Origin of the sequence: Vibrio scophthalmi LMG 19158 (genome assembly GCF_000222585.1) — a bacterium.
Lineage (GTDB): Bacteria > Pseudomonadota > Gammaproteobacteria > Enterobacterales > Vibrionaceae > Vibrio > Vibrio scophthalmi.
This window is the reverse complement of sequence record NZ_AFWE01000038.1, coordinates 24,155-46,292: the sequence shown is the minus strand read 5'-3', so window position 1 is coordinate 46,292 and position 22,138 is coordinate 24,155. Positions and strand designations below refer to the sequence as shown.

The following is a 22,138-nucleotide window of genomic DNA, read 5'->3' as shown; positions in this document are numbered from 1 at the left end:
AATAGAACACGTTGGGGATCGAGTCAAGCAGTTCGAAATCAAAGAAAGATTCCCTACTCCTTCCTTCGTCAGCCTATAGGGAATGACGAAACTAACACAGACAAGACGAGTGCCGTCATCCTCAAGAGTGAGGAACGAACGAGTTGGGGATCTCGCTTATCGGAGCGAAGCGTTCTCGGCTCTCAACCCTCGATTCTCATGTCTTCAGCCCAAAAAAAACGCCCCACCGAAGTGGAGCGTTTTAAAAAGCTATCTAGCTAAGTTAACTCAATTAAGAATTAAGCTTGACCTTTAACTTCTTTAAGACCGTTGAAAGGAGCGCGCTCACCTAGAGCTTCCTCGATACGGATAAGTTGGTTGTACTTAGCAACACGGTCAGAACGGCTCATAGAACCAGTTTTGATTTGACCTGCAGCTGTACCTACCGCTAGATCAGCGATAGTTGCATCTTCAGTTTCGCCTGAACGGTGAGAGATAACTGCTGTGAAACCAGCATCTTTAGCCATCTTGATTGCAGCTAGAGTCTCTGTTAGTGAACCGATTTGGTTGAACTTGATAAGGATTGAGTTAGTGATACCTTCTTCAATACCACGAGCAAGAATCTTAGTGTTAGTAACGAATAGATCGTCACCAACTAGTTGGATTTTGCCGCCTAGAAGTTCAGTTTGGTGTTTGAAACCAGTCCAATCAGACTCGTCAAGACCATCTTCGATAGAAACGATTGGGAATTGCTCAACTAGACCAGCTAGGTAGTGGTTGAACTCTTCAGCAGTGAACGTTTTGCCTTCGCCTTTCAGGTTGTAGATACCCGCTTCTTTGTCGAAGAACTCAGATGCAGCACAGTCCATAGCAAGAGTGATGTCTTTGCCTAGCTCGTAGCCAGCAGCTGCAACAGCTTCTGCGATAACTTCTAGCGCTTCAGCGTTAGATTTTAGGTTAGGAGCGAAACCACCTTCGTCGCCAACTGCAGTGTTGTAGCCTTTAGACTTCAATACTTTAGCTAGGTTGTGGAATACTTCAGCACCCATGCGAACTGCTTCTTTAAGAGTTTTAGCGCCAACTGGTTGGATCATGAACTCTTGGATGTCAACGTTGTTATCAGCGTGCTCACCACCGTTGATGATGTTCATCATTGGTAGAGGCATAGAGAACTGACCAGCAGTACCGTTTAGCTCAGCAATGTGCTCGTATAGAGGCATGCCTTTAGCAGCTGCAGCTGCTTTAGCGTTTGCTAGAGAAACCGCTAGGATAGCGTTCGCGCCGAATTTAGATTTGTTTTCAGTGCCGTCAAGCTCGATCATTACTGCGTCGATTGCAGCTTGATCTTTAGCATCTTTACCAACTAGTGCGTCAGCGATTGCGCCGTTAACAGCTTCAAGAGCTTTAAGAACGCCTTTACCTAGGAAACGTGATTTGTCACCGTCACGTAGCTCAAGAGCTTCGCGTGAACCAGTTGATGCGCCAGATGGAGCAGCAGCCATACCTACGAAACCGCCTTCTAGGTGTACTTCAGCTTCTACAGTTGGGTTACCACGTGAATCGATGATTTCACGACCTAGAACTTTAACGATCTTAGACATTGAATGTTTCCTTCTCGTTGAATATATAATGTCAAAATTAACGGCAGCAACATATAACTGCTACTGCCTGTATTCCTTACTTCTCTAATTCGCCGCGCTGGAACTGACCAGCTGCTTTTACGAAACCGGCAAACAGTGGGTGACCATCACGCGGTGTCGATGTGAACTCTGGGTGGAATTGAGCCGCAACAAACCATGGGTGGTTCGGGTTCTCAATCACTTCTACCAGTTTCTTGTCCGCTGAAAGACCAGACACTTTTAGGCCTGCTTTTTCAATTTGTGGACGAAGATTGTTGTTCACTTCGTAACGGTGACGGTGACGCTCATGAATGGTTGCGCTGCCGTACAGTTCGTGAGCTTTAGTGCCTTTTTCAAGGTGACATAGCTGTGAACCAAGACGCATAGTACCACCTAGATCTGAAGTTTCAGTACGTTCTTCAACTTTACCTTCACCATCAACCCATTCAGTGATCAAACCAACCACTGGGTACTTCGTCTCTTTATTAAATTCTGTTGAGTGTGCACCTTCCATACCCGCGACGTTGCGCGCGTATTCAATCAGTGCCACTTGCATACCTAGACAGATGCCTAAGTAAGGTACTTTGTTCTCACGAGCGTATTGCGCCGCAAGAATCTTACCTTCTACACCACGGTCGCCAAAGCCACCAGGTACTAGGATTGCATCAAGACCTTCTAGGATTTCAACACCTTTGCTCTCAACATCTTGAGAATCAACGTATTGAATCTTAACGCTTAGACGGTTCTTAAGACCAGCGTGTTTTAGCGCTTCGTTAACTGATTTGTATGCATCTGGTAGTTCAATGTACTTACCAACCATACCAATCGTAACTTCACCCGTTGGGTTCGCTTCTTCGTAGATTACTTGTTCCCACTCAGAAAGGTTTGCTGCTGGTGCAGTGATACCAAAACGAGTACATACAAGATCATCAAGGCCTTGAGCATGAATAAGTTGAGGGATTTTGTAGATAGAATCTACGTCCTTCATTGAGATTACTGCTTTTTCTTGTACGTTACAGAATAGAGCAATCTTCTTACGCTCGTTCGCTGGGATCGCACGATCACTACGACAAACTAGAATGTCAGGCTGGATACCGATTGAAAGAAGTTCTTTAACAGAGTGTTGAGTCGGTTTTGTTTTCACTTCACCTGCCGCAGCAAGGTAAGGAACCAATGTTAGGTGCATGAACATTGCACGTTCACGACCTAGCTCAACCGCTAACTGACGAATCGCTTCCATGAACGGTAGAGATTCGATATCACCAACAGTACCACCAACTTCAACGATCGCAACGTCGTGGCCTTGAGAGCCAGCGATTACACGGTCTTTGATCGCGTTAGTGATGTGAGGGATAACCTGAATGGTGGCGCCTAGGTAGTCACCGCGACGCTCTTTTGCTAGAACGTCTGAGTAAACACGACCTGCCGTAAAGTTATTGCGTTTAGTCATCTTGGTACGAATGAAACGTTCGTAGTGACCAAGATCAAGGTCTGTTTCTGCGCCATCTTCCGTGACGAACACTTCACCGTGTTGAGTTGGGCTCATTGTGCCTGGGTCAACGTTGATGTAAGGGTCAAGCTTCATCATGGTCACTTTAAGACCACGAGCTTCTAGAATAGCCGCAAGTGATGCAGCTGCAATACCTTTACCTAGAGAGGATACAACCCCGCCAGTAACAAAAATGTAATTTGTCGTCATGTTTAACCTGAAATTGGTTGAATGAGGGAAATAGATTTCTTCTGGACGGGATAAAAATATACCAGAAGCACCTAACCGCCACAACGTGAAATCTATCACACCACTATTTTTTATTTTTTGCTTCAAATCAAACTGGGTGAATACGACTGCCCCAACCACTTATTAGATGGGTCAATCTTGCCCCAATTTATCACTGAGCGAGAGTTCACCTACGCTCGTCTTGCTTCACTTCATCCCACCAGCCATCCAATTGTGCTAAATCACACTGCTCAATTTGCAAGCCATTTTGTGCGACTTTTTGTTCAACCAATTGAAAGCGTTTAACAAACTTCAAATTTGCTTTTGCAAGTGCGACCTCAGGGTTGACCTGCAGATGGCGGGCAAAATTAACCGTCGCAAACAGCAAATCGCCCAGCTCTAATTCCACTTTGTCTTGCGCAACATTAACTTGCAGCGCTTCTTCCATTACTTCATCAATTTCTTCACGAACTTTGTCGACCACCGGACCAAGCGAATCCCAGTCAAATCCAACGCTGGCGCACTTTTTTTGGATCTTTGTAGCACGCGAAAGAGCAGGTAGAGAATTTGGTATTGAGTCTAGAATACTTTGCTCAGATTTGCCCACTCTTGCTTTTTCTTTGGCTTTTTCGGCTTCCCAATTGGCATTAATTGCTTCATCAGAATCAAACTCAACCGCTGAAAAAACATGCGGATGACGACGGGTCAATTTTTCATTGACCGTTTCCACCACCTCAGAAAAATCGAACAAACCTTGTTCTTTGGCAATCTGGCTATAAAAGATCACTTGGAACAATAAATCCCCCAATTCTTCCTTGAGATTTGGCCAGTCTTGATTATGGATTGCATCCACCACTTCATAGGTTTCTTCAATCGTATGCGGAACAATTGTTTCAAATGTTTGCTTACGATCCCAGGGACAGCCCTTCTTGGGATCACGCAATGTGGCCATAATCTGTTCTAACTGTTCAATTGGGTGACTCATTTTCATTTTTCCTTAAACAAAAAGGTGAGCAGCATAACCACTCACCTTTCATTATTTATTTTAAATATTGTCGACGCTATCCCAATCTTTTGACTGACATTACATCTTTAATTTGCTCAACTCGCTTCGATACTCGCGCTAAAACTTCGACATTATTCACTTCTAAATCAAAGTCTAATATCGATAATTGCGTGCGGTAATCAACACGGCTCTTCATGCTGTTTACTTTGACTTTTTCGTTGGCAAACAAGGTGGTAATTTCTTTAAGCAAGCCACCACGTTCCATCGCTTCAACACGCAAAGTTAATAAGTAAGAGCCGGCAAAACCACTGCCCCACACAGTATCGATAATACGCTCTGGTGCGTGGTGACGTAGCTCTTCAAGCTGTTCACAATCAGCACGGTGTACTGAAATTCCACGACCTTGAGTAATGTAGCCACAGATTTGATCGCCTGGGATCGGTTGACAACAACGTGCCAAATGATTCATCAGGTTATCGACCCCTTCTACCACCACGGCATCTTTATTCGGACGTGTTGGGGTGGACGGTTTATTTTCCGCTTCGAGGAGTTTTTCAAGCGCCTGCTTGTCTTCTTCTTCCGCGGTTGGTTTGTTCACCAAGGCGTTGATGTGATTGATGATTTGATTAATACGTAAATCACCACTACCAACACCGACATACAATTCATCAGCAGAATTAACGTTAAAACGTTTCAACGCGTATTGCTCAGCGTGTTTTAACGTTGCGCCAATTTTACCCAGTTCATGCTCAAGGATTTCACGCCCCGCTTCGAGGTTCTTCTCACGGCTTTGTTTGCGGAACCAGGCATTGATTTTCGCGCGGGCGCGACCGGATGTAACAAACCCTAGCGATGGATTTAACCAGTCGCGAGAGGGATTTGGCTCTTTCTGGGTGATGATTTCAACTTGGTCGCCCATCGATAGCTTATGGGTGAACGGGACGATACGTCCGCCCACTTTGGCACCGATACAGCGGTGACCGACCATAGAGTGAATGTGATAAGCAAAATCGAGCGGTGTGGCCCCCATCGGCAAATCGACCACATCACCACGCGGAGTAAAGGCATAGACGCGATCATCAAACACTTGGCTACGCAGCTCATCGAGCATTTCACCAGAGTCTGACATCTCTTCTTGCCAATCAATCAGCTTACGCAGCCAAGTGATCTTCTCGTCGTAGCCGCTGCGACCAGAGCTAGCACCTTCTTTATATTTCCAGTGCGCAGCCACGCCCAATTCAGAATCTTCGTGCATGTCTTTAGTACGGATCTGAATCTCGATAGTTTTGCCTTCAGGCCCTAAAACAACAGTATGAATCGATTGATAACCGTTCGGTTTTGGGTTGGCAACGTAATCGTCAAACTCACTTGGTAAGTGTTTGTATTTCGTATGAACGATACCTAATGCTGCATAGCAGTCTTGCAGTTTGTCTGCGATGATACGCACTGCGCGCACATCAAACAGCTCGTCAAACTCCAAGCTCTTTTTCTGCATTTTGCGCCAGATGCTGTAGATGTGCTTAGGACGACCACTCACCTCAGCATTAATGCCAGTGGCTTGCATTTCTTCGGTTAGGTCATCGACAAAATCTTTGATGTATTGTTCACGTACAATACGTCGCTCAGAAAGCTGCTTAGCGATCTGTTTGTAGGTTTCTGGTTGCTGGTAACGAAAAGCGTAATCTTCGATCTCCCACTTTAACTGACCAATCCCAAGACGGTTCGCCAGTGGTGCATAGATGTTGGTACATTCTTGCGCGGCGGCTCGACGGACTTCATCCGGTGCTTTTTTAACTTCAATCAGATTACAAATACGCTCGGCCAACTTAATGACCACGCAGCGGAAATCATCCACCATAGCCAATAGCATACGGCGCACGTTATCGACTTGCGATGATGCCGCGCTGCCTTCAAGGGTGACGTTCAGTTGGCCAAGAGCGGCCATCTCTTCAACGCCATCAATCAGCTTGATAATTTCTTTATTGTATTCTTCTTCAAGTTTCTCACGCTGCAACGCTCCACTAGAGACCAATGGAAACAGCTGCGCTGCCACCAGCGTTGGCTTATCCATTGATAAGGTGATGAGAATTTCAATCATCTCACGACCACGCCACAACAACAGTTGTGCGTCATCGTTGCCTTGCAAATACGTTTCGCACTGACGATACACTTCAGTTAAGCGCTGAGCAGTTTTGGCGTCTTGCTTTAAGCTAGCGATCCACTTCTCTAGCTCAAACTGTTCATCTTGATTTAAATGCGCGCTTCTTACCGCAACCATCTTTTTTCGTCCTAGTTCTTATTTTTATACCGACTAACCCTGTCTAATAGGCTATTTTACCTAGTGTTAGTTCCTTTATTTATGCTTTTGCATAACAAATAGAGCCATCGACTCTAGATGAGCTGTATGTGGGAACATATCCAACATACCCAACTTTTCCAGCTGGTAGCCTTGTTTCAGCAAGCTTTGGCTATCTCTGGCAAGCGTAGCAGGATTACATGAAACGTAAACCACGCGTTGTGCACCCAGTCGCGATAACTGGTCTACTATACCACTTGCTCCCGCTCTAGCTGGATCGAGCAGTATCTTATCAAACTTTTCTCTAGCCCACGGCTGAGATGACAAATCTTGTTCTAAATTTGCTTGGTAGAACAGAGCATTGTCTAGGTGGTTTAGCGCTGCATTGCTTTGCGCCTTTTCTACCATCGCCTCAACACCTTCAACACCGACAACAGTTTTCACTTGTTTTGCCAGTGGTAAGCTGAAATTACCCAAACCACAGAACAGATCCAATACGCGGTCATTTTCACTCAATTCAAGCCAGTTAAGCGCCTGTTCAACCATCTGCTGGTTTACTTTCTGGTTCACTTGAATGAAGTTGTTGGGTGCAAAAGGAATGGTTACGCCCGCTTCTAAATAATGCGCTTCATCACCTAACACTAGGTCAAGTTGTTCAGCCTGCGGCATCAAATACAAACTGGTGTTGTGCGCAGCGGCAAACGCTTCAAGTTGCTGCTGTTCTTTGTTGGTCAGCGGTTTTAGATGACGCAAAACCATCACGTTGGTGTTATCCCCTTTCACCAATTCAATATGGCCAATGGACTCTTGGCGTGTAAACCCTTGCAATAATTGATAAAGCTCTGGCAACATCACATTCAATTCAGGCGCTAAAACAGGACAGTTCGTCACATCAACAATTTGCTTACTCTGCTTGCGGCGGAAACCAAACTGCAACTGACGTGTTTTTTTATCCACCATCACGCTAATACGCGCTCGACGACGATAGCCTAGACCATCCCCCGAGATTGGCGATTCTAGAGCTAAGGTTTGGCCAGAGAACTTACTCATCAATTCTGACAAAGTTTGCTGCTTATATTCCAGCTGTGACTCCAAACCAAGATGCTGCATATTACAGCCGCCACACTGCTCATAAACCGGACAAAATGGCTTAACTCGCAGCTCGCTGGCCTTTTGCACTTTGATTAAGTTCGCGCGAGAAAACTTACTTTTGTCTTCTGTTAGCTGCACCAAAACCTGCTCACCCGCGAGTGCACCATCGATAAACACAGGCTTACCGTTTTGGTAGCAAATGCCAGCACCTTGGTGATCCAATTTATCCACGGTCATGGATTGATGCTTGGTGTTGAGTTGTGTTTTCTTTTTCGGTTGGAAAAAACGCGCCATGCTTTGTGCCTGCTCTCTATTGCTGCAAATAGTCCAGGCGTCACCTTTTAGAGCCTGGATCATTGTGTGAGCCGAGTGAGTTGATTATGCTTAACTCTTCGACGGCTCATTTTATGATGGCTATTTTCCCATATCCACACCACGATGTTTAGACAATAATGACCAGATATGGCTTACGCGCCCGCGTTATTACTCTCACTCTAGCGCCAACCCTAATAATTGGTTTGCTTCTGAGCGCGATTTTCTCTTTCAACCGCTATCACGACTTAGAAAGACAAGTGATCAATTCTGGTCTAAGTATTATCGAACCACTGGCTATCGCCAGTGAAGATGGGCTAAAAAACAATAGCCGTGAATCAGTGCGACGCATTATTGGCTATGCGCACCGTAAAAATTCCAAATTTGTCCGCAGTATTGCGGTGTTTGATTACAACCACGACTTATTTGTTACCTCAAACTTCCATCCGAATTTTGAATCACTGACGTTTCCGCGCAATGAACCAATCCCTTTGTTAGTCACTTCTAACTTAAATGAGAATACATTGGTTTTAAGGGCGCCGATCATCAGTGAGTCCGGCATCATTTCTAGTCCACGAGGTCAACAAAACAACCCAGCAATGGGCTATATCGCGATTGAACTCGACCTATCTTCGCTGCGTTTGCAGCAGTACCAAGAAATTTTCTCCGCGTTTTTAGTGCTGCTTACCGGCTTAGGCCTATCCGGCTTTTTCGCGATGCGCTTAATGCACGATGTCACGCGCCCAATCTCACACATGAAAAACATGGTCGACCGGATTCGTCGCGGCCATCTTGATGTGCGAATTGAAGGAAAGATGCATGGTGAATTGGATCAGTTAAAAAACGGTATCAATGCGATGGCGGTATCACTGTCTGAATACCATGTTGAAATGCAACACAGCATTGATCAGGCCACCTCCGATTTACGTGAAACGCTAGAGCAGCTCGAAATCCAAAACGTCGAGTTAGACATTGCTAAAAAACGTGCTCAAGAAGCCGCGCGAGTAAAATCCGAATTCTTAGCCAACATGTCGCACGAGTTACGCACCCCACTTAACGGTGTCATTGGCTTTACTCGTCAAATGCTCAAAACCAAGCTTTCCAATAGCCAAACCGATTATTTGCAAACCATCGAAAAGTCGGCCAACAACTTATTAACCATTATTAATGACATTCTCGACTTCTCCAAACTGGAAGCGGGCAAACTGGCGCTAGAAAATATTCCATTTGAATTCCAAGAGACCTTAGAAGAGGTGGTTAGCTTGCAAGCCACCAGCGCACATGAAAAAGGCTTGGAAATCACCTTGAAGATTGATCCTAAAGTGCCGATTGGCCTGGTGGGCGATCCACTGCGTATTCAGCAAGTCCTCACCAACCTCGTTGGCAACTCGATCAAATTTACCGAGCGCGGCAACATCGACATCAGTGTTGAACTACGTTCGCAAAAAGAAGATGTGGTCGAACTGCAATTTATGGTTCGAGACACGGGCATCGGCATTTCAGAGCGCCAACAGGCACAGCTATTCCAAGCCTTTAGCCAAGCGGATGCGAGTATTTCGCGTCGTTACGGCGGTACAGGCTTGGGCTTGGTTATCACCCAGAAGTTGGTTAGTCAGATGGGCGGTGAAATTAGTCTCACTAGCCGCCTCCACCAAGGTTCAACCTTCTGGTTCACCTTACGCTTGCATGCTACCGACATGCCGATGAGTGAGCTGATTGAATCACAAGTGCTCAATCAGCGCTCACTGCTCTTGGTGGAGCCAAACATGCAGGCCGCTTCAATTACACGCCAAACTCTGGCACAGCAAGGGCTGGTTGTTACCTACCGCTCTTCCATGCCTGATGAAGTCGAGACGTTTGACTATGTACTGCTTAACCTTGCACCAAACCGTTCTAACGAGGTAGGCAAAGTCGAGAAGCAAGTTGAGCAAGCGCTACTCTGCGCGCCACACGTGGTGGTCGGTACACCAAGTACCGCATTGGCGCTCTCTGATCATTTGATTCAGAAATATCAGATCCACTGTGTTACCAAGCCGCTATCTCGTAAGAAGCTATTGCAAACCTTGGCCGCTAACCAAGAAAGCCTACCTGAGATTGAAATTGAAATACCGATCAATACAGAAACCTTGCCATTAACCGTGATGGCGGTGGATGACAATCCAGCCAACTTAAAACTGATCAGCGCGCTACTTGATGAACGTGTTGAACATGTCATCACTTGTACCAATGGTAAAGATGCGGTCAAACAAGCCGAACAACGCCATTTCGATATCATTTTGATGGATATTCAGATGCCGCATATGGATGGTGTCACCGCTTGTAATGCCATAAAGAAAACCACTCTCAATGGCAATACTCCCGTGATTGCGGTGACCGCTCATGCGATGAGTGGCGAGCGCGATCGCCTGTTGAAAGCGGGTATGGATGACTATCTGACTAAACCAATTGAAGAGCATGTGTTGCAGCAGGTATTGATGCATTGGAGTCCGCACACTAAAGAAGACGAACTGCAAAAGCTGACGATTCCCGCCCAGACAGAAGTGATTCAGCAGCATCTGATCAGTGAGCACAGCAATATGATCATTGATTGGCAAGCAGCATTAAAGCAGTCAGCCAACAAAGAGGATCTCGCTAAAGAGATGCTGCAAATGTTGCTCGACTATATGCCAGAAGTCAGCAGCATCGTCGAACAAGCATTGGAAAATGAAAACTTTAAGGTTGAACAGTTGATTCACCACGTGCACAAGCTGCATGGCAGCTGTTCTTATTGTGGTGTGCCGCGCTTGAAGAACGTCTGCGCCACGATCGAGAAAGCTCTGCGCTCTGGCAACACAATCGAAGATATTGAGCCAGAGTTATTTGAGCTGCAAGATGAAATGGAAAAAGTCACAGCCAGCGCACAGCCTTATCTGGTGGAAAGCGAGTGCTAAACGCTGACCGCTGAACTCAAGCGAACCAAAACAAAAAAGAGCGCGGAAGCGCTCTTTTCTTTAGCCACCATATCTATATCGTTTCGTAAATCACTGTCGCCATCGCGTAATGGCGTTCATCTGAGATAGAAAGGTGGATATGAGCAACCCCTTTGGTGGTCGCAATCTCAAGCGCTTTACCGCTCAATGTTAATATTGGCTTGCCCAGTTCATCATTTGCGATGGTGAAGTCTTGAAAACTCACGCCCATCGCAATGCCGGTACCTAGCGCTTTTGATGCCGCTTCTTTGGCAGCAAAACGCTTGGCCAAATAGCGCCCTTGCTGTTTCAGTGAATCAAACACTGCAAGTTCTTGCGCAGTTAAGATCCGCTGCGCAAATGCCATACCGCTACGAGCCAATGCTTTTTCTACCCGCTCAATTTCAGCGATGTCTGTGCCTAGACCAATAATCGCCATTGCTTATTTACGCGCTTCAACCATCAAGGCTTTCATATCCGCCACCGCTTTATTCAAACCGTCAAAAGCAGCACGACCAATAATTGAGTGACCAATATTCAACTCATAAATTTCTGGAATTGCCGCAATCGCAGCCACATTATGGTAAGTCAAACCGTGTCCAGCATTGACTGTGATGCCCAGATTGTCAGCATAGCTTGCACCTGCGGCAATTTTCTTCAGCTCATCCGCTTGATCGGTTTCACTTTGCGCATCCGCATAATGACCGGTGTGCAGCTCAATAAATGGTGCGCCACACTCTTTCGCCGCATCAATTTGCTCGCGATCGGCATCAATAAACAAAGAGACTTTGATCCCTGCAGCAGAGAGCTTTTGCGTCGCCGCTTTGACTTTTTCTAGCTGACCCGCAACGTTAAGCCCACCTTCAGTGGTTAACTCTTCACGCTTTTCTGGAACCAAACAAACGTATTCAGGTTGAGTTTGCAGTGCAATCTCAATCATCTCATCCGTGACAGCCATTTCTAGGTTCATTCGAGTTTGCAGCGTCTCACGCAGAATGCGTACATCACGGTCATTAATATGACGGCGATCTTCACGTAGGTGAATAGTAATGCCATCCGCACCGGCACGCTCTGCAATCTCAGCAGCATGAACAGGATCTGGGTACTTGGTACCACGGGCATTACGTAGCGTTGCAATATGGTCGATGTTAACACCTAGGTAGATTGAGCTCATTTTTCAATACTCCGTGCTCGGGGTACTCTTGAGATAAAGAGTTCCCTACTTTTTAGTGGTTTACCGCCAAGATAAGGCTTTAACGCTATACGTGTAAAGCGCTTTGCGGCGTGTAATTGTTGTTTGGTAACAAATCGGCGCTCACTGATCGCAATCAGTTCATCGCCTTTGAAGGTGAGATTATCAAAGCGTACCGAGGCAATAAACCCCTTCTGCTCGCGGTAGCGATAGGTCATGTTAGGATCAATCGGCTCACCGGTACCGGCGCAATGGAGAAAATCAACACCGTAACCCAATGCAGAGAGCATCGCTAACTCAAAACGTCGCAGTGCTGGCTCAGGGTTATCCGCTTGGGCTAATTCCGTCAACGCATGCAAGTAATCATGAAACAACCCTGGCATTGGCACTTCTGCCATCAACACTCGCCCAATCAACTCGTTTACATACATCGCTGAATAGAGAAAGATGCCCGAAAGTGGCAACCCCAAGCTGATCGGTTCGGCTTGGCGTAAGGTTTTCATTGAGCTATTGCCTGACCACTTGAGTAACAAAGGGGTAAACGGCTGTAATGCGCCTTTCAGGTTCGAACGCTTACTGCGTGCCCCTTTAGACATCAATGTGACACGACCATACTCCTCACTAAATACATCAAGGATCAAACTCGATTCACTGTAAGGGCGGCGGTGCAATACAAAGCAGCGCTGTAAGCCTTCTGAAGACATAGTTTTCTATACGTATTCCATAATAAAAAAGGAGCCATTAAGGCTCCCTTTAAATACGAACTCGGAGCGACACACTATCGCCTAAGCTCGTTATAAATCGTCGATATAACCAAGTGAACGCAGAGCACGTTCATCATCTGCCCAACCCGATTTCACTTTTACCCATGTTTCTAGGTAAACTTTACGGCCGAACAACTCTTCCATATCAAGACGTGCTTCGCGACCGATGGTTTTGATTTTCTCGCCACCTTTACCAATCACCATTTTCTTCTGACCGCTGCGTTCAACAAGAATCAATGCATTGATGTGGAAGCCATCGGTGTCAGGGTTGTAATCGAAACGTTCAATCTCAACCGTCACTGAGTAAGGTAGTTCCTCACCAGTAAAGCGCATCAATTTTTCACGAACGATTTCAGACGCCATAAAGCGCTGTGAACGGTCTGTCACATACTCTTCAGGGAAGTGGTGCGTCGCTTTTGGCAAGTGCGCACGTACGTGCTTACGCAGTACATCAACGTTCTTACCATGTTTCGCTGAAATAGGCACGATATCGACAAAGTCCATCAACTTCGACAAATCAGCCATGTGCATCATAACGTCGTTACGATCGTTTACTACATCAACTTTGTTGACACACAACACCACTGGGAAATTCGCGTTGCGTAGCTTGTTAAGCACCATCTCATCGTCGGCAGTCCAATGAGTACCATCGACAAGGAAGAACACCAAGTTCACATCGCTTAGCGATGAGTTAGCCGCACGGTTCATCAAACGGTTGATGGCGCGCTTTTCTTCAATGTGTAACCCCGGTGTATCAACGAAAATCGCTTGGTAATCGCCTTCGGTGTCAACACCCATAATGCGGTGACGGGTGGTTTGTGGCTTACGTGAAGTGATCGAAATCTTCTGACCAAGAATATTGTTCAGTAGCGTCGATTTACCTACGTTAGGACGGCCAACAATGGCGATAAAGCCACAGTGTTGGTTGGTTGGCGAGCTTGTTTTTTTCTCGCCGCCTGATGCGAAGTACGCATCGATATCAAATTCGTTGTTGTCTGTTGAATCAGCCATTGGTCAATTGCTCTAATGCCGTTTCCGCAGCCGCCTGTTCTGCCTTGCGACGACTGGTACCTTTACCAATTACAGGTGATCCAGTACCTGCAACCTCACACGACACAGTAAACTCTTGGTTGTGTGCCTCACCTTTAATATTAGTCACTGTGTAGACAGGCAGCGGTTTTCTGCGACCTTGCAAAAACTCTTGTAGGCGAGTTTTTGGATCTTTCTGTGACGCACCAGGCTTAATCTCATCAAGACGAGTTTGGTACCAGCTCAGCACAATACCGCGAACCACTTCGATGTCACTATCTAGATAGATAGCGCCAATGATAGCTTCGACAGCATCGGCCAGAATAGAATCACGACGGAAACCGCCACTTTTCAATTCACCTGGACCTAATTTTAAGTAATTTCCTAGAACAAATTCGCGTCCTAGTTCCGCCAATGTATTTCCGCGTACCAGCGTTGCACGCATACGGCTCATATCACCTTCGTTTACTTTCGGAAAGCGGTGATACAGTTCATCAGCAATGACAAAACTTAAAATTGAATCGCCCAGAAACTCAAGACGTTCATTGTGTTTCCCATTAGCGCTGCGGTGTGTCAGCGCTAAATTGATAAACTCGGCATCATTAAATGTGTAGCCGAGTTTTTTCTCTAAAATTGCGATTGGAGAATTCATACTCTCTCGATTTGGTTAGTTAATTCCACCGATGCGGTTGAAGCGCACACCAGTTGGGATCCAAGTAGGCAAAACACTATCCTGATCACGCTCAAATTCAAAGCTGATCCAAATAGCGACGGCTTTACCGACTAAGTTGGCTTCTGGAACAAAGCCCCAGTAGCGACTGTCAGCACTGTTGTCACGGTTATCACCCATCACAAAGTATTGACCTTCTGGTACCACCCACTCGGCAACACCGCTACGAGGCTCATACGCCTCAATGCGATCTTCACGAAGTGGATTGATAAGAATTTGATGATCATGCTCACCCAGTTGCTCGTTCATTTGAATCATGTGCACGCCGCTTTGCATTAGCTTGCTCTTTTCAACATTGAACAGTTTTACTGGCTTACACTCGCCTTCACCTGGCTTTTGAATACAAATCTGTTTATCGGTGCTGTAACGCACGATATCACCCGGTAAACCGACCACACGCTTAATGTAATCAACACTTGGCTGAGGTGGATATTTAAAGACGATTGAATCGCCACGCTCAGGTTTACCTGTTTCAACTAATTGAGTACGCCATACAGGATCTTTTAGACCGTAAGCGTATTTTTCAACCAAGATAAAATCCCCAACAAGCAATGTTGGCATCATGGAGCCTGAAGGGATTTGAAATGGTTCATAAACAAACGAACGCAGTATCAGAACGAAAGCAATTACAGGGAAAATCGACACACTATTTTCAATCCACCATGGCTGCGCGGAGACTTTTTCTCTCGCCGCTGCATCCAAGCCGTTAGTTTGCACTTCAACTTCAGCCAATTTCTGCTGACGTTTTTTTGCAAAGACCAACTTCTCTAGCACCCATACAATACCAGTAACTAAGGTTACTAGAACTAGGATCAGTGAAAACGTATTCGCCATTGACTTCCCTTACTTTCAAAAACACGAAAGTGAAAGAGCCGAAACCCTTTCACTTATTTTGATCATGATACTGAGCGGTTGCCCAATTTTTTAATCTTTACCAACATGCAGAATCGCTAGGAACGCTTCTTGAGGCAGTTCAACGTTACCGATCTGCTTCATACGTTTCTTACCTTCTTTCTGTTTCTTCAACAGTTTTTTCTTACGGCTGATATCGCCACCGTAACATTTTGCGATTACGTTTTTACGTAACTGCTTAACGGTAGAACGTGCGATGATGTGGTTACCAATCGCCGCTTGAATTGCGATATCAAACATTTGACGAGGGATGAACTCTTTCATCTTCTCAACCAATAGACGACCACGGCTTTGTGATTGATCTTTGTGAGTGATGATAGCCAATGCATCCACTTTGTCGCCGTTCAATAGTACGTCCACACGTACCATATTTGATGCTTCAAAGCGTTGGAAGTTGTAATCCAATGATGCGTAACCACGTGATGTTGACTTCAAACGGTCGAAGAAGTCGAGAACCACTTCTGCCATTGGAATGTCGTAAGTCACGGCCACTTGGTTACCATGGTAAACCATGTCGACTTGCATGCCGCGTTTTTCAACACACAAGGTAATGACGTTACCTAGGTAGTCGGCAGGTACTAAGATGTTACAACGAGCAATCGGCTCGCGCATCTCTTCAATGTCGTTGATTGCTGGCAGTTTAGCTGGGCTATCAACATACAAGGTTGTACCGTCAGTTTGAATCACTTCGTACACTACCGTTGGTGCGGTAGTGATAAGATCTAGATCGTATTCACGCTCTAAACGCTCTTGAATGATTTCCATGTGCAGCATACCAAGGAAACCACAACGGAAACCAAAGCCTAGTGCTGCTGAGCTCTCTGGCTCATAAAATAGTGACGCATCATTTAGGCTTAATTTGCCTAGTGCATCACGGAAGTTTTCGTAATCATCAGACGATACTGGGAATAGGCCAGCGTATACCTGAGGCTTCACTTTTTTAAAGCCTGGAAGTGCGCTTTCACAACCATTTTTTGCCAGTGTTAGCGTATCACCAACAGGCGCGCCCAAGATGTCTTTGATACCACAAACCACCCAACCTACTTCGCCAGTATTTAGCTCTGTGGTGTCGATTTGTTTTGGTGTGAAGATACCTAAGCGATCAACACCCCAAACTTGGCCAGTGCTCATCACTTTGATCTTGTCGTTTTTCTTGATTGAGCCGTTTTTAATACGAACCAATGAAACAACGCCAAGGTAGTTATCAAACCATGAGTCGATGATCAGCGCTTGTAGCGGTGCATCAGGATCACCTTCAGGTGCAGGGATTGCAGCAACGATGTTTTCTAGTACATCTTCCACACCCAAGCCCGTTTTTGCACTACAACGCGTTGCTTCCATCGCGTCGATGCCTACGATCTCTTCAATCTCTTCCGCTACGCGCTCTGGCTCTGCAGCTGGTAAGTCAATCTTGTTTAGGATTGGAACGACTTCTAGATCCATCTCAATAGCGGTGTAACAGTTTGCCAATGTTTGCGCTTCTACGCCTTGACCTGCATCCACTACCAATAGAGCACCTTCACACGCTGCAAGCGAACGAGATACTTCGTAAGAAAAGTCTACGTGCCCAGGAGTGTCGATGAAGTTTAGTTGGTATGTTTCACCATCTTTCGCCGTGTAATCAAGCGTTACACTTTGCGCTTTAATGGTAATACCGCGCTCACGTTCAAGGTCCATAGAATCAAGAACTTGGGCTGCCATTTCGCGATCGGATAAACCGCCACAAACTTGGATCAGACGGTCAGATAGGGTCGACTTACCGTGGTCGATGTGGGCGATAATCGAAAAGTTACGAATGTGCTTCATGGTTTGGTATGACTAAGCTCTTTTAAATAGGACATAAGAAAGCCGTCGTTTGACGGCATTTCAATCAAGTTGGAGGATTCTATCCAATTTTGTTACCCAAGTCACTTGAGTATTTCACTGGATAGGCTCGCCCAATACTCTTAATAATATGACTTGTTGCGAGGATTGTCGCTCGATGCGCAAAGCCAAACGCTTCGCAAGTATGATGCCAAGTGCGGTTGCAAGCATAGAACATAGTATAACAGCGCCCTCACCCAAGCCGAAGGCTGGGGCAATCCACCAATGCGCAACAAGCGCGCCAATGATGAGAGAAAACAGCGGTACTAAATAGACAATTGCTGCCGATTGCAGCAAGCTTTTTTCAGCCATACCGATCTCGACGACTTGGCCGACTTTCAGCAATTGCTGCGTGGCCAAATGCCAATGCAGCACTTTGCTGCCAATGGCTTTGGAGACAATACCGGTGCCACAATTCTTCTGCGAAGCGCAGCTTGAGCAACTGGTTTTTTGTTCACAGCTGAGTTCAACGTCATAGCCTGATGCACAAGGCGTGACGGCCGACACCGTCGCCAATGCCGTCATCATGGCTTAACTTTCTCTTGCGATTCAGCCGATGGCTTAGTGAAACTTACCGATTGAGCGATGCGCTTCGCCGTTGCTGGAGGGATATCCCCCACCACTGATATTTCCGCGTTATCACGCACAAAGGTATGTAGCGTACGACGCCCTTGACGAACTATCTGACCTTTCAGTGAATGATCGTCTCGCGGCGAAACGTAAATCGAAAAGTTAAACAAACCATCAGTGTACATTTGGCTTTCAACCATGCGTTCAGTGTTCGCCATACGGTAGCGATTCAGCTCTTTAGCTTCAAAGCCTTTCGGGATCCAACCGACCGTCCAGTAAGATTGTTTGACTTCACCTTTTGGCAACGACAACACTTGCGGTAGCTTGACGTCGTTCAAACCCGCGAGGATCTGAGCAATTTTATCATTGACGCTATATGAAATAGTTCGGTACTGCTCGAGCACTTCGCCATCGCGATCAACCAGATCGGCGCGCAGTGGCAATTTGCTCTTCTCATCGATCCATAGGATGTAGCTGTAGCGTAAGCCATCTTTTGGCACTACACGCAGCACTTGGCAAGCAACGCCTGCTTCACGCGCACGACCCACTTTAATAAAGTCGTACAATTCGCTGAGCTGTTCTACATCCGAATTAAGCAGTGGGATAGTCGGCGCGACCATATTGCTTGATTCAATCGTAAAAGGATCTGTACCAGGCTCGATATAGCTGATTTCGTCACCACGACGAATCACTTCTCGCACCGGACCACTTAAATAGACCAGGTGTGCGAGTTGTTGTTGCTCATCAATCGCATGACGATACAACAAAGGTTCAATACTGTTTTTCTTAATCAGGATATAAGAGATTTCATAATTGAGTTGCTGACTGGCTTGGTTCATTTGAAGCAACAAAGCCTCTGCAGGTTTTTCATCTGCAAAGGCTAATGGAGTATTCAAACTGAACAGCGCCAGCGCACTGATCAGAATTTTTTTCATTCAACTACCGTATCTGGATGATCGTTACGATCCATTGAGCTTTCACTATTAAGTCTAAGCTGTAGTTCGTAATCTTGCAGCATCGCATTAATGCGGCGACGTTGCTCTTGTACGTTGACGCCATTTTTTGGCGCTTGCTCAACCGAATCACGGGTCAAGCTTACTGGCTCAACACTGCCACTAAATGGAATCGTTTGCAGCACGGGAAGTGGATCTGTACCACTGTCTACGTCCCCACCCGTTTGTTGAACCCCCAGAATCACCGCAAGGGAAACGCACGCAGCAATACCTACCTGGCCAAATTGCGTGATCCACGCTGGTAGGTTGCGTTTCGCCTGATGCGGTGCTGGTTGAGATTCAATACGCGCCTCGTCAATGCTTGTCACATTATGTGCGTCAAGCTGACGGTGAGCCGGTTCATTTTCTAGCGCTAAAGCAACGCTTTCAGCAATGTTCCACTCTGGCTTGAGCGGTGCATCTCCACGTAGTACATCACCAATTAAATGGTAATTTTTCCACGCGTCTAAGCCTGCTTGGTCATTTTCCAACTCTGCAATCAGAGCCTTATCAACCAATTCTCCATCCATGAGTGCTGAAAGTTTTTCTTTGTCAGCCATTATTTTCACCATTAAGTTGCGACTAGCGTTGCAAAAGAGGTTGGATTTTTTTCTCAACCGCTTCGCGTGCACGGAAGATACGCGAGCGTACCGTTCCAACAGGGCAATCCATCACTACGGCAATCTCTTCATAGCTTAAGCCATCCAGCTCTCGCAGAGTCATCGCAGTTTTTAAATCGTCAGGTAGTGCTTCTATCGCACTGAAAACCACACGTTTCAATTCATTGGACAACGTTAAGTTCTCAGGGTTCGATATTTCTTTTAATGCACTGCCTGTTTCGTAATATTCGGCGTCTTCAGTGTCCACATCTTGCGCAGGTGGCCTACGGCTTTGGGCTACTATGTGGTTTTTCGCAGTATTAACAGCGATACGATATAACCAAGTATAAAATGCGCTTTCGCCACGGAAACTAGGTATTGCTCGATAAGCTTTAATAAATGCTTCTTGCGCTACGTCAGGCACATCGCCAGGATTATTAACGTAACGGGAAATAAGATTGCAGACTTTGTTTTGATATCTCAAAACTAATAAATTGAATGCTTGCTTATCGCCACTCTGAACTCGCTCAATTAATACTTGATCGGTCAGCTGCTCGTTCATTCGAGCGGGTACTCCTATCGTTTTACACCCCTATCCAAGCAGATATGAGTATTTATTATGCATAATGTAGTATTGACACCACTGCTTACTTGAGCACTATTGTGACCAAGCAAAAAAAAGAAAGTTCAAACAAATTTCATTTTTTTGGTGATTAAGTAATGGGCTACTTCGTCTTTTGCTAGATTGTGAGGACGACAGGCATGAAAAGCAATGACAATAAAACACTATTCCGATGTACAGAGTGTTATTATTGGCATTAATCGTTTTGGGTAGAGTGCTTCCACTCTACGATAACTCAGGATTTTAAAACTTTTATGAACGCAAACCGTGAACATCAGTGTGATGTGTTAGTGATAGGTAGTGGTGCTGCCGGTCTATCGTTAGCGTTGCGTGTTGCCGAACATGGCAAAGTCATTGTGTTAAGTAAAGGACCACGCAGTGAAGGTGCAACATTTTACGCCCAAGGCGGTATCGCCGCGGTGTTTGATGAGTCTGACAGCATAGATTCACACGTTGAAGATACGCTGATCGCAGGCGGAGGCATCTGTGAGAAAGAAACCGTTAAATTTATCGCTGAAAACGCCAAAGAGTGCGTGCAGTGGTTAATTGATGGTGGCGTTCCCTTTGACCGTGTTGAAAATGACAGCGATGAAGCGCCTCGTTATCACCTAACCCGCGAAGGTGGCCACAGCCATCGCCGCATTCTGCATGCCGCAGACGCGACCGGGATGGCGATGCAAACATCACTGCAAGATAACGTTCATAATCACCCAAATATTACGGTTCTCGAACGCCACAACGCCCTTGACCTGATCACCGCAGATAAAATCGGCGGTGACAGCGATACCGTCGTTGGCGCTTACATTTGGAACCGTAACGATGAACACGTGGAAACCGTGCGTGCAAAATTTGTCGTGCTGGCAACCGGCGGAGCTTCGAAAGTGTATCAATACACCTCGAATCCAGATGTGTCATCTGGCGATGGCATCGCGATGGCATGGCGTGCGGGTTGTCGCGTAGCAAACCTTGAGTTCAACCAGTTCCACCCGACCTGCTTGTACCATCCTGAATCACGTAACTTCTTGCTGACGGAAGCCTTACGTGGTGAAGGCGCATTCCTACGCCGTCCAGACGGCACTCGCTTTATGCCTGATTTCGATGAGCGCGCCGAGCTTGCGCCTCGTGATGTGGTTGCTCGCGCTATCGACTTTGAAATGAAGCGCCTTGGCGCAGACTGCATGTATGTGGATATCAGCCATAAGCCCGCAGATTTCATTGAAAAACACTTCCCAACCATTCACGCAAAATTAATGGAACTCGGGATTGATATGACCAAAGAGCCCATTCCAATTGTGCCTGCGGCCCACTATACCTGTGGCGGCGTGATGGTCGACCAACGTGGTCAAACCGATTTATCGCACCTGTATGCGATTGGTGAAGTGAGCTATACCGGCCTGCATGGTGCTAACCGTATGGCATCAAACTCGCTATTAGAATGTGTGGTGTACGCTTGGTCAGCAGCACAGAACATCATCGACAATATTAATAGCGTCGAGCTACCCTCAAGCTTACCTTGCTGGGATGAAAGCCAAGTCACTAACAGTGATGAAGAAGTGATCATCCAACACAACTGGCATGAACTACGTCTGTTTATGTGGGACTACATGGGTATCGTTCGCACTGACAAACGTCTTGAACGAGCACTACGTCGCATCCAACTATTGCAACAAGAAACCCACGAGTATTACAGCACATTCCGCGTATCAAACAACCTACTTGAGCTGCGTAACTTACTGCAAGTTGCCGAGTTAATGGTGCGTTGTGCGATGGAACGTAAAGAGAGTCGTGGTTTGCATTACACACTTGACTACCCAGAACCAGCGGAAGAGAGTGGCCCAACGATTTTGGTGCCAAACAAGCTGAGCGAGTAATCGCATAGCTCGCGCAGTGAGATTG

Annotated in this window: 18 protein-coding genes; 2 read left to right on the top strand and 16 right to left on the bottom strand. The window is 46.2% G+C overall.

The features are described 5' to 3' along the window. Positions 1–278: 278 nt before the first annotated feature. The 5 genes from eno to rlmD form a co-directional block, all read right to left on the bottom strand. Positions 279–1,580: a phosphopyruvate hydratase gene (gene eno / locus RH88_RS01850; protein ID WP_005593069.1), complete on the bottom strand. Its 1,302-nt coding sequence runs from the start codon at positions 1,578–1,580 to the stop codon at positions 279–281. Positions 1,581–1,656: 76 nt separating this feature from the next. Continuing rightward, complete coding sequence (locus RH88_RS01845; RefSeq protein ID WP_005593068.1) at positions 1,657–3,297, bottom strand: CTP synthase; 1,641 nt, start codon at positions 3,295–3,297, stop codon at positions 1,657–1,659. Between the two features lie 205 nt (positions 3,298–3,502). Continuing rightward, positions 3,503–4,300 carry a nucleoside triphosphate pyrophosphohydrolase gene (gene mazG / locus RH88_RS01840; RefSeq protein ID WP_005593067.1) on the bottom strand — a complete coding sequence of 266 codons (798 nt, stop codon included), beginning with the start codon at positions 4,298–4,300 and terminating at the stop codon, positions 3,503–3,505. Positions 4,301–4,376: 76 nt separating this feature from the next. Next, positions 4,377–6,599, bottom strand: coding sequence for a GTP diphosphokinase (gene relA / locus RH88_RS01835; RefSeq protein WP_005593065.1), 2,223 nt, complete (start codon positions 6,597–6,599; stop codon positions 4,377–4,379). A 75-nt stretch (positions 6,600–6,674) separates the two neighbouring features. After that, positions 6,675–8,003 carry a 23S rRNA (uracil(1939)-C(5))-methyltransferase RlmD gene (gene rlmD / locus RH88_RS01830; protein ID WP_005593064.1) on the bottom strand — a complete coding sequence of 443 codons (1,329 nt, stop codon included), beginning with the start codon at positions 8,001–8,003 and terminating at the stop codon, positions 6,675–6,677. A 158-nt stretch (positions 8,004–8,161) separates the two neighbouring features. On the opposite strand from rlmD, the gene barA reads away from it, so the two are divergent. Continuing rightward, a complete protein-coding gene (gene barA / locus RH88_RS01825) occupies positions 8,162–10,951 on the top strand; it encodes a two-component sensor histidine kinase BarA (RefSeq protein WP_005593063.1) in 2,790 nt (929 codons plus the stop codon). Positions 10,952–11,024: 73 nt separating this feature from the next. Here the strand turns inward: barA and acpS are convergent, their stop codons facing one another. The 11 genes from acpS to rpoE form a co-directional block, all read right to left on the bottom strand. Next, a complete protein-coding gene (gene acpS, locus RH88_RS01820; RefSeq protein WP_005593062.1) occupies positions 11,025–11,408 on the bottom strand; it encodes a holo-ACP synthase in 384 nt (127 codons plus the stop codon). Positions 11,409–11,411: 3 nt separating this feature from the next. Beyond that, positions 11,412–12,143, bottom strand: coding sequence for a pyridoxine 5'-phosphate synthase (gene pdxJ, locus RH88_RS01815; RefSeq protein WP_005593061.1), 732 nt, complete (start codon positions 12,141–12,143; stop codon positions 11,412–11,414). After that, the gene (gene recO / locus RH88_RS01810) at positions 12,140–12,865 is read right to left on the bottom strand and encodes a DNA repair protein RecO (RefSeq protein WP_005593059.1); all 726 of its coding nucleotides are present in this window, start codon (positions 12,863–12,865) and stop codon (positions 12,140–12,142) included. Before recO ends, pdxJ begins: the two co-directional genes overlap by 4 nt. A gap of 90 nt (positions 12,866–12,955) precedes the next feature. Further along, positions 12,956–13,936 (bottom strand): GTPase Era, encoded by a 981-nt coding sequence (gene era, locus RH88_RS01805; protein ID WP_005593058.1) that lies wholly within the window; start codon positions 13,934–13,936, stop codon positions 12,956–12,958. Beyond that, positions 13,929–14,606 carry a ribonuclease III gene (gene rnc / locus RH88_RS01800; RefSeq protein WP_005593057.1) on the bottom strand — a complete coding sequence of 226 codons (678 nt, stop codon included), beginning with the start codon at positions 14,604–14,606 and terminating at the stop codon, positions 13,929–13,931. The genes era and rnc overlap by 8 nt, the downstream gene beginning before the upstream one ends. 15 nt (positions 14,607–14,621) lie before the next feature. Then, the gene (lepB, locus tag RH88_RS01795) at positions 14,622–15,518 is read right to left on the bottom strand and encodes a signal peptidase I (RefSeq protein WP_005593056.1); all 897 of its coding nucleotides are present in this window, start codon (positions 15,516–15,518) and stop codon (positions 14,622–14,624) included. 90 nt (positions 15,519–15,608) lie between these two features. Beyond that, positions 15,609–17,402, bottom strand: coding sequence for a translation elongation factor 4 (lepA, locus tag RH88_RS01790; protein WP_005593055.1), 1,794 nt, complete (start codon positions 17,400–17,402; stop codon positions 15,609–15,611). 114 nt (positions 17,403–17,516) lie between these two features. Then, the gene (locus RH88_RS01785) at positions 17,517–17,987 is read right to left on the bottom strand and encodes a SoxR reducing system RseC family protein (protein WP_005593054.1); all 471 of its coding nucleotides are present in this window, start codon (positions 17,985–17,987) and stop codon (positions 17,517–17,519) included. Then, a complete protein-coding gene (rseB, locus tag RH88_RS01780; RefSeq protein WP_005593053.1) occupies positions 17,984–18,964 on the bottom strand; it encodes a sigma-E factor regulatory protein RseB in 981 nt (326 codons plus the stop codon). Before rseB ends, RH88_RS01785 begins: the two co-directional genes overlap by 4 nt. Continuing rightward, positions 18,961–19,593 (bottom strand): sigma-E factor negative regulatory protein, encoded by a 633-nt coding sequence (locus RH88_RS01775; RefSeq protein ID WP_241212153.1) that lies wholly within the window; start codon positions 19,591–19,593, stop codon positions 18,961–18,963. The genes rseB and RH88_RS01775 overlap by 4 nt, the downstream gene beginning before the upstream one ends. Before the next feature lie 10 nt (positions 19,594–19,603). After that, positions 19,604–20,182, bottom strand: coding sequence for an RNA polymerase sigma factor RpoE (gene rpoE / locus RH88_RS01770; protein ID WP_005593048.1), 579 nt, complete (start codon positions 20,180–20,182; stop codon positions 19,604–19,606). 314 nt (positions 20,183–20,496) lie between these two features. Between rpoE and nadB the strand changes: the two genes are divergently transcribed. Continuing rightward, complete coding sequence (gene nadB / locus RH88_RS01765) at positions 20,497–22,113, top strand: L-aspartate oxidase (protein ID WP_005593047.1); 1,617 nt, start codon at positions 20,497–20,499, stop codon at positions 22,111–22,113. Positions 22,114–22,138: the final 25 nt, after the last annotated feature.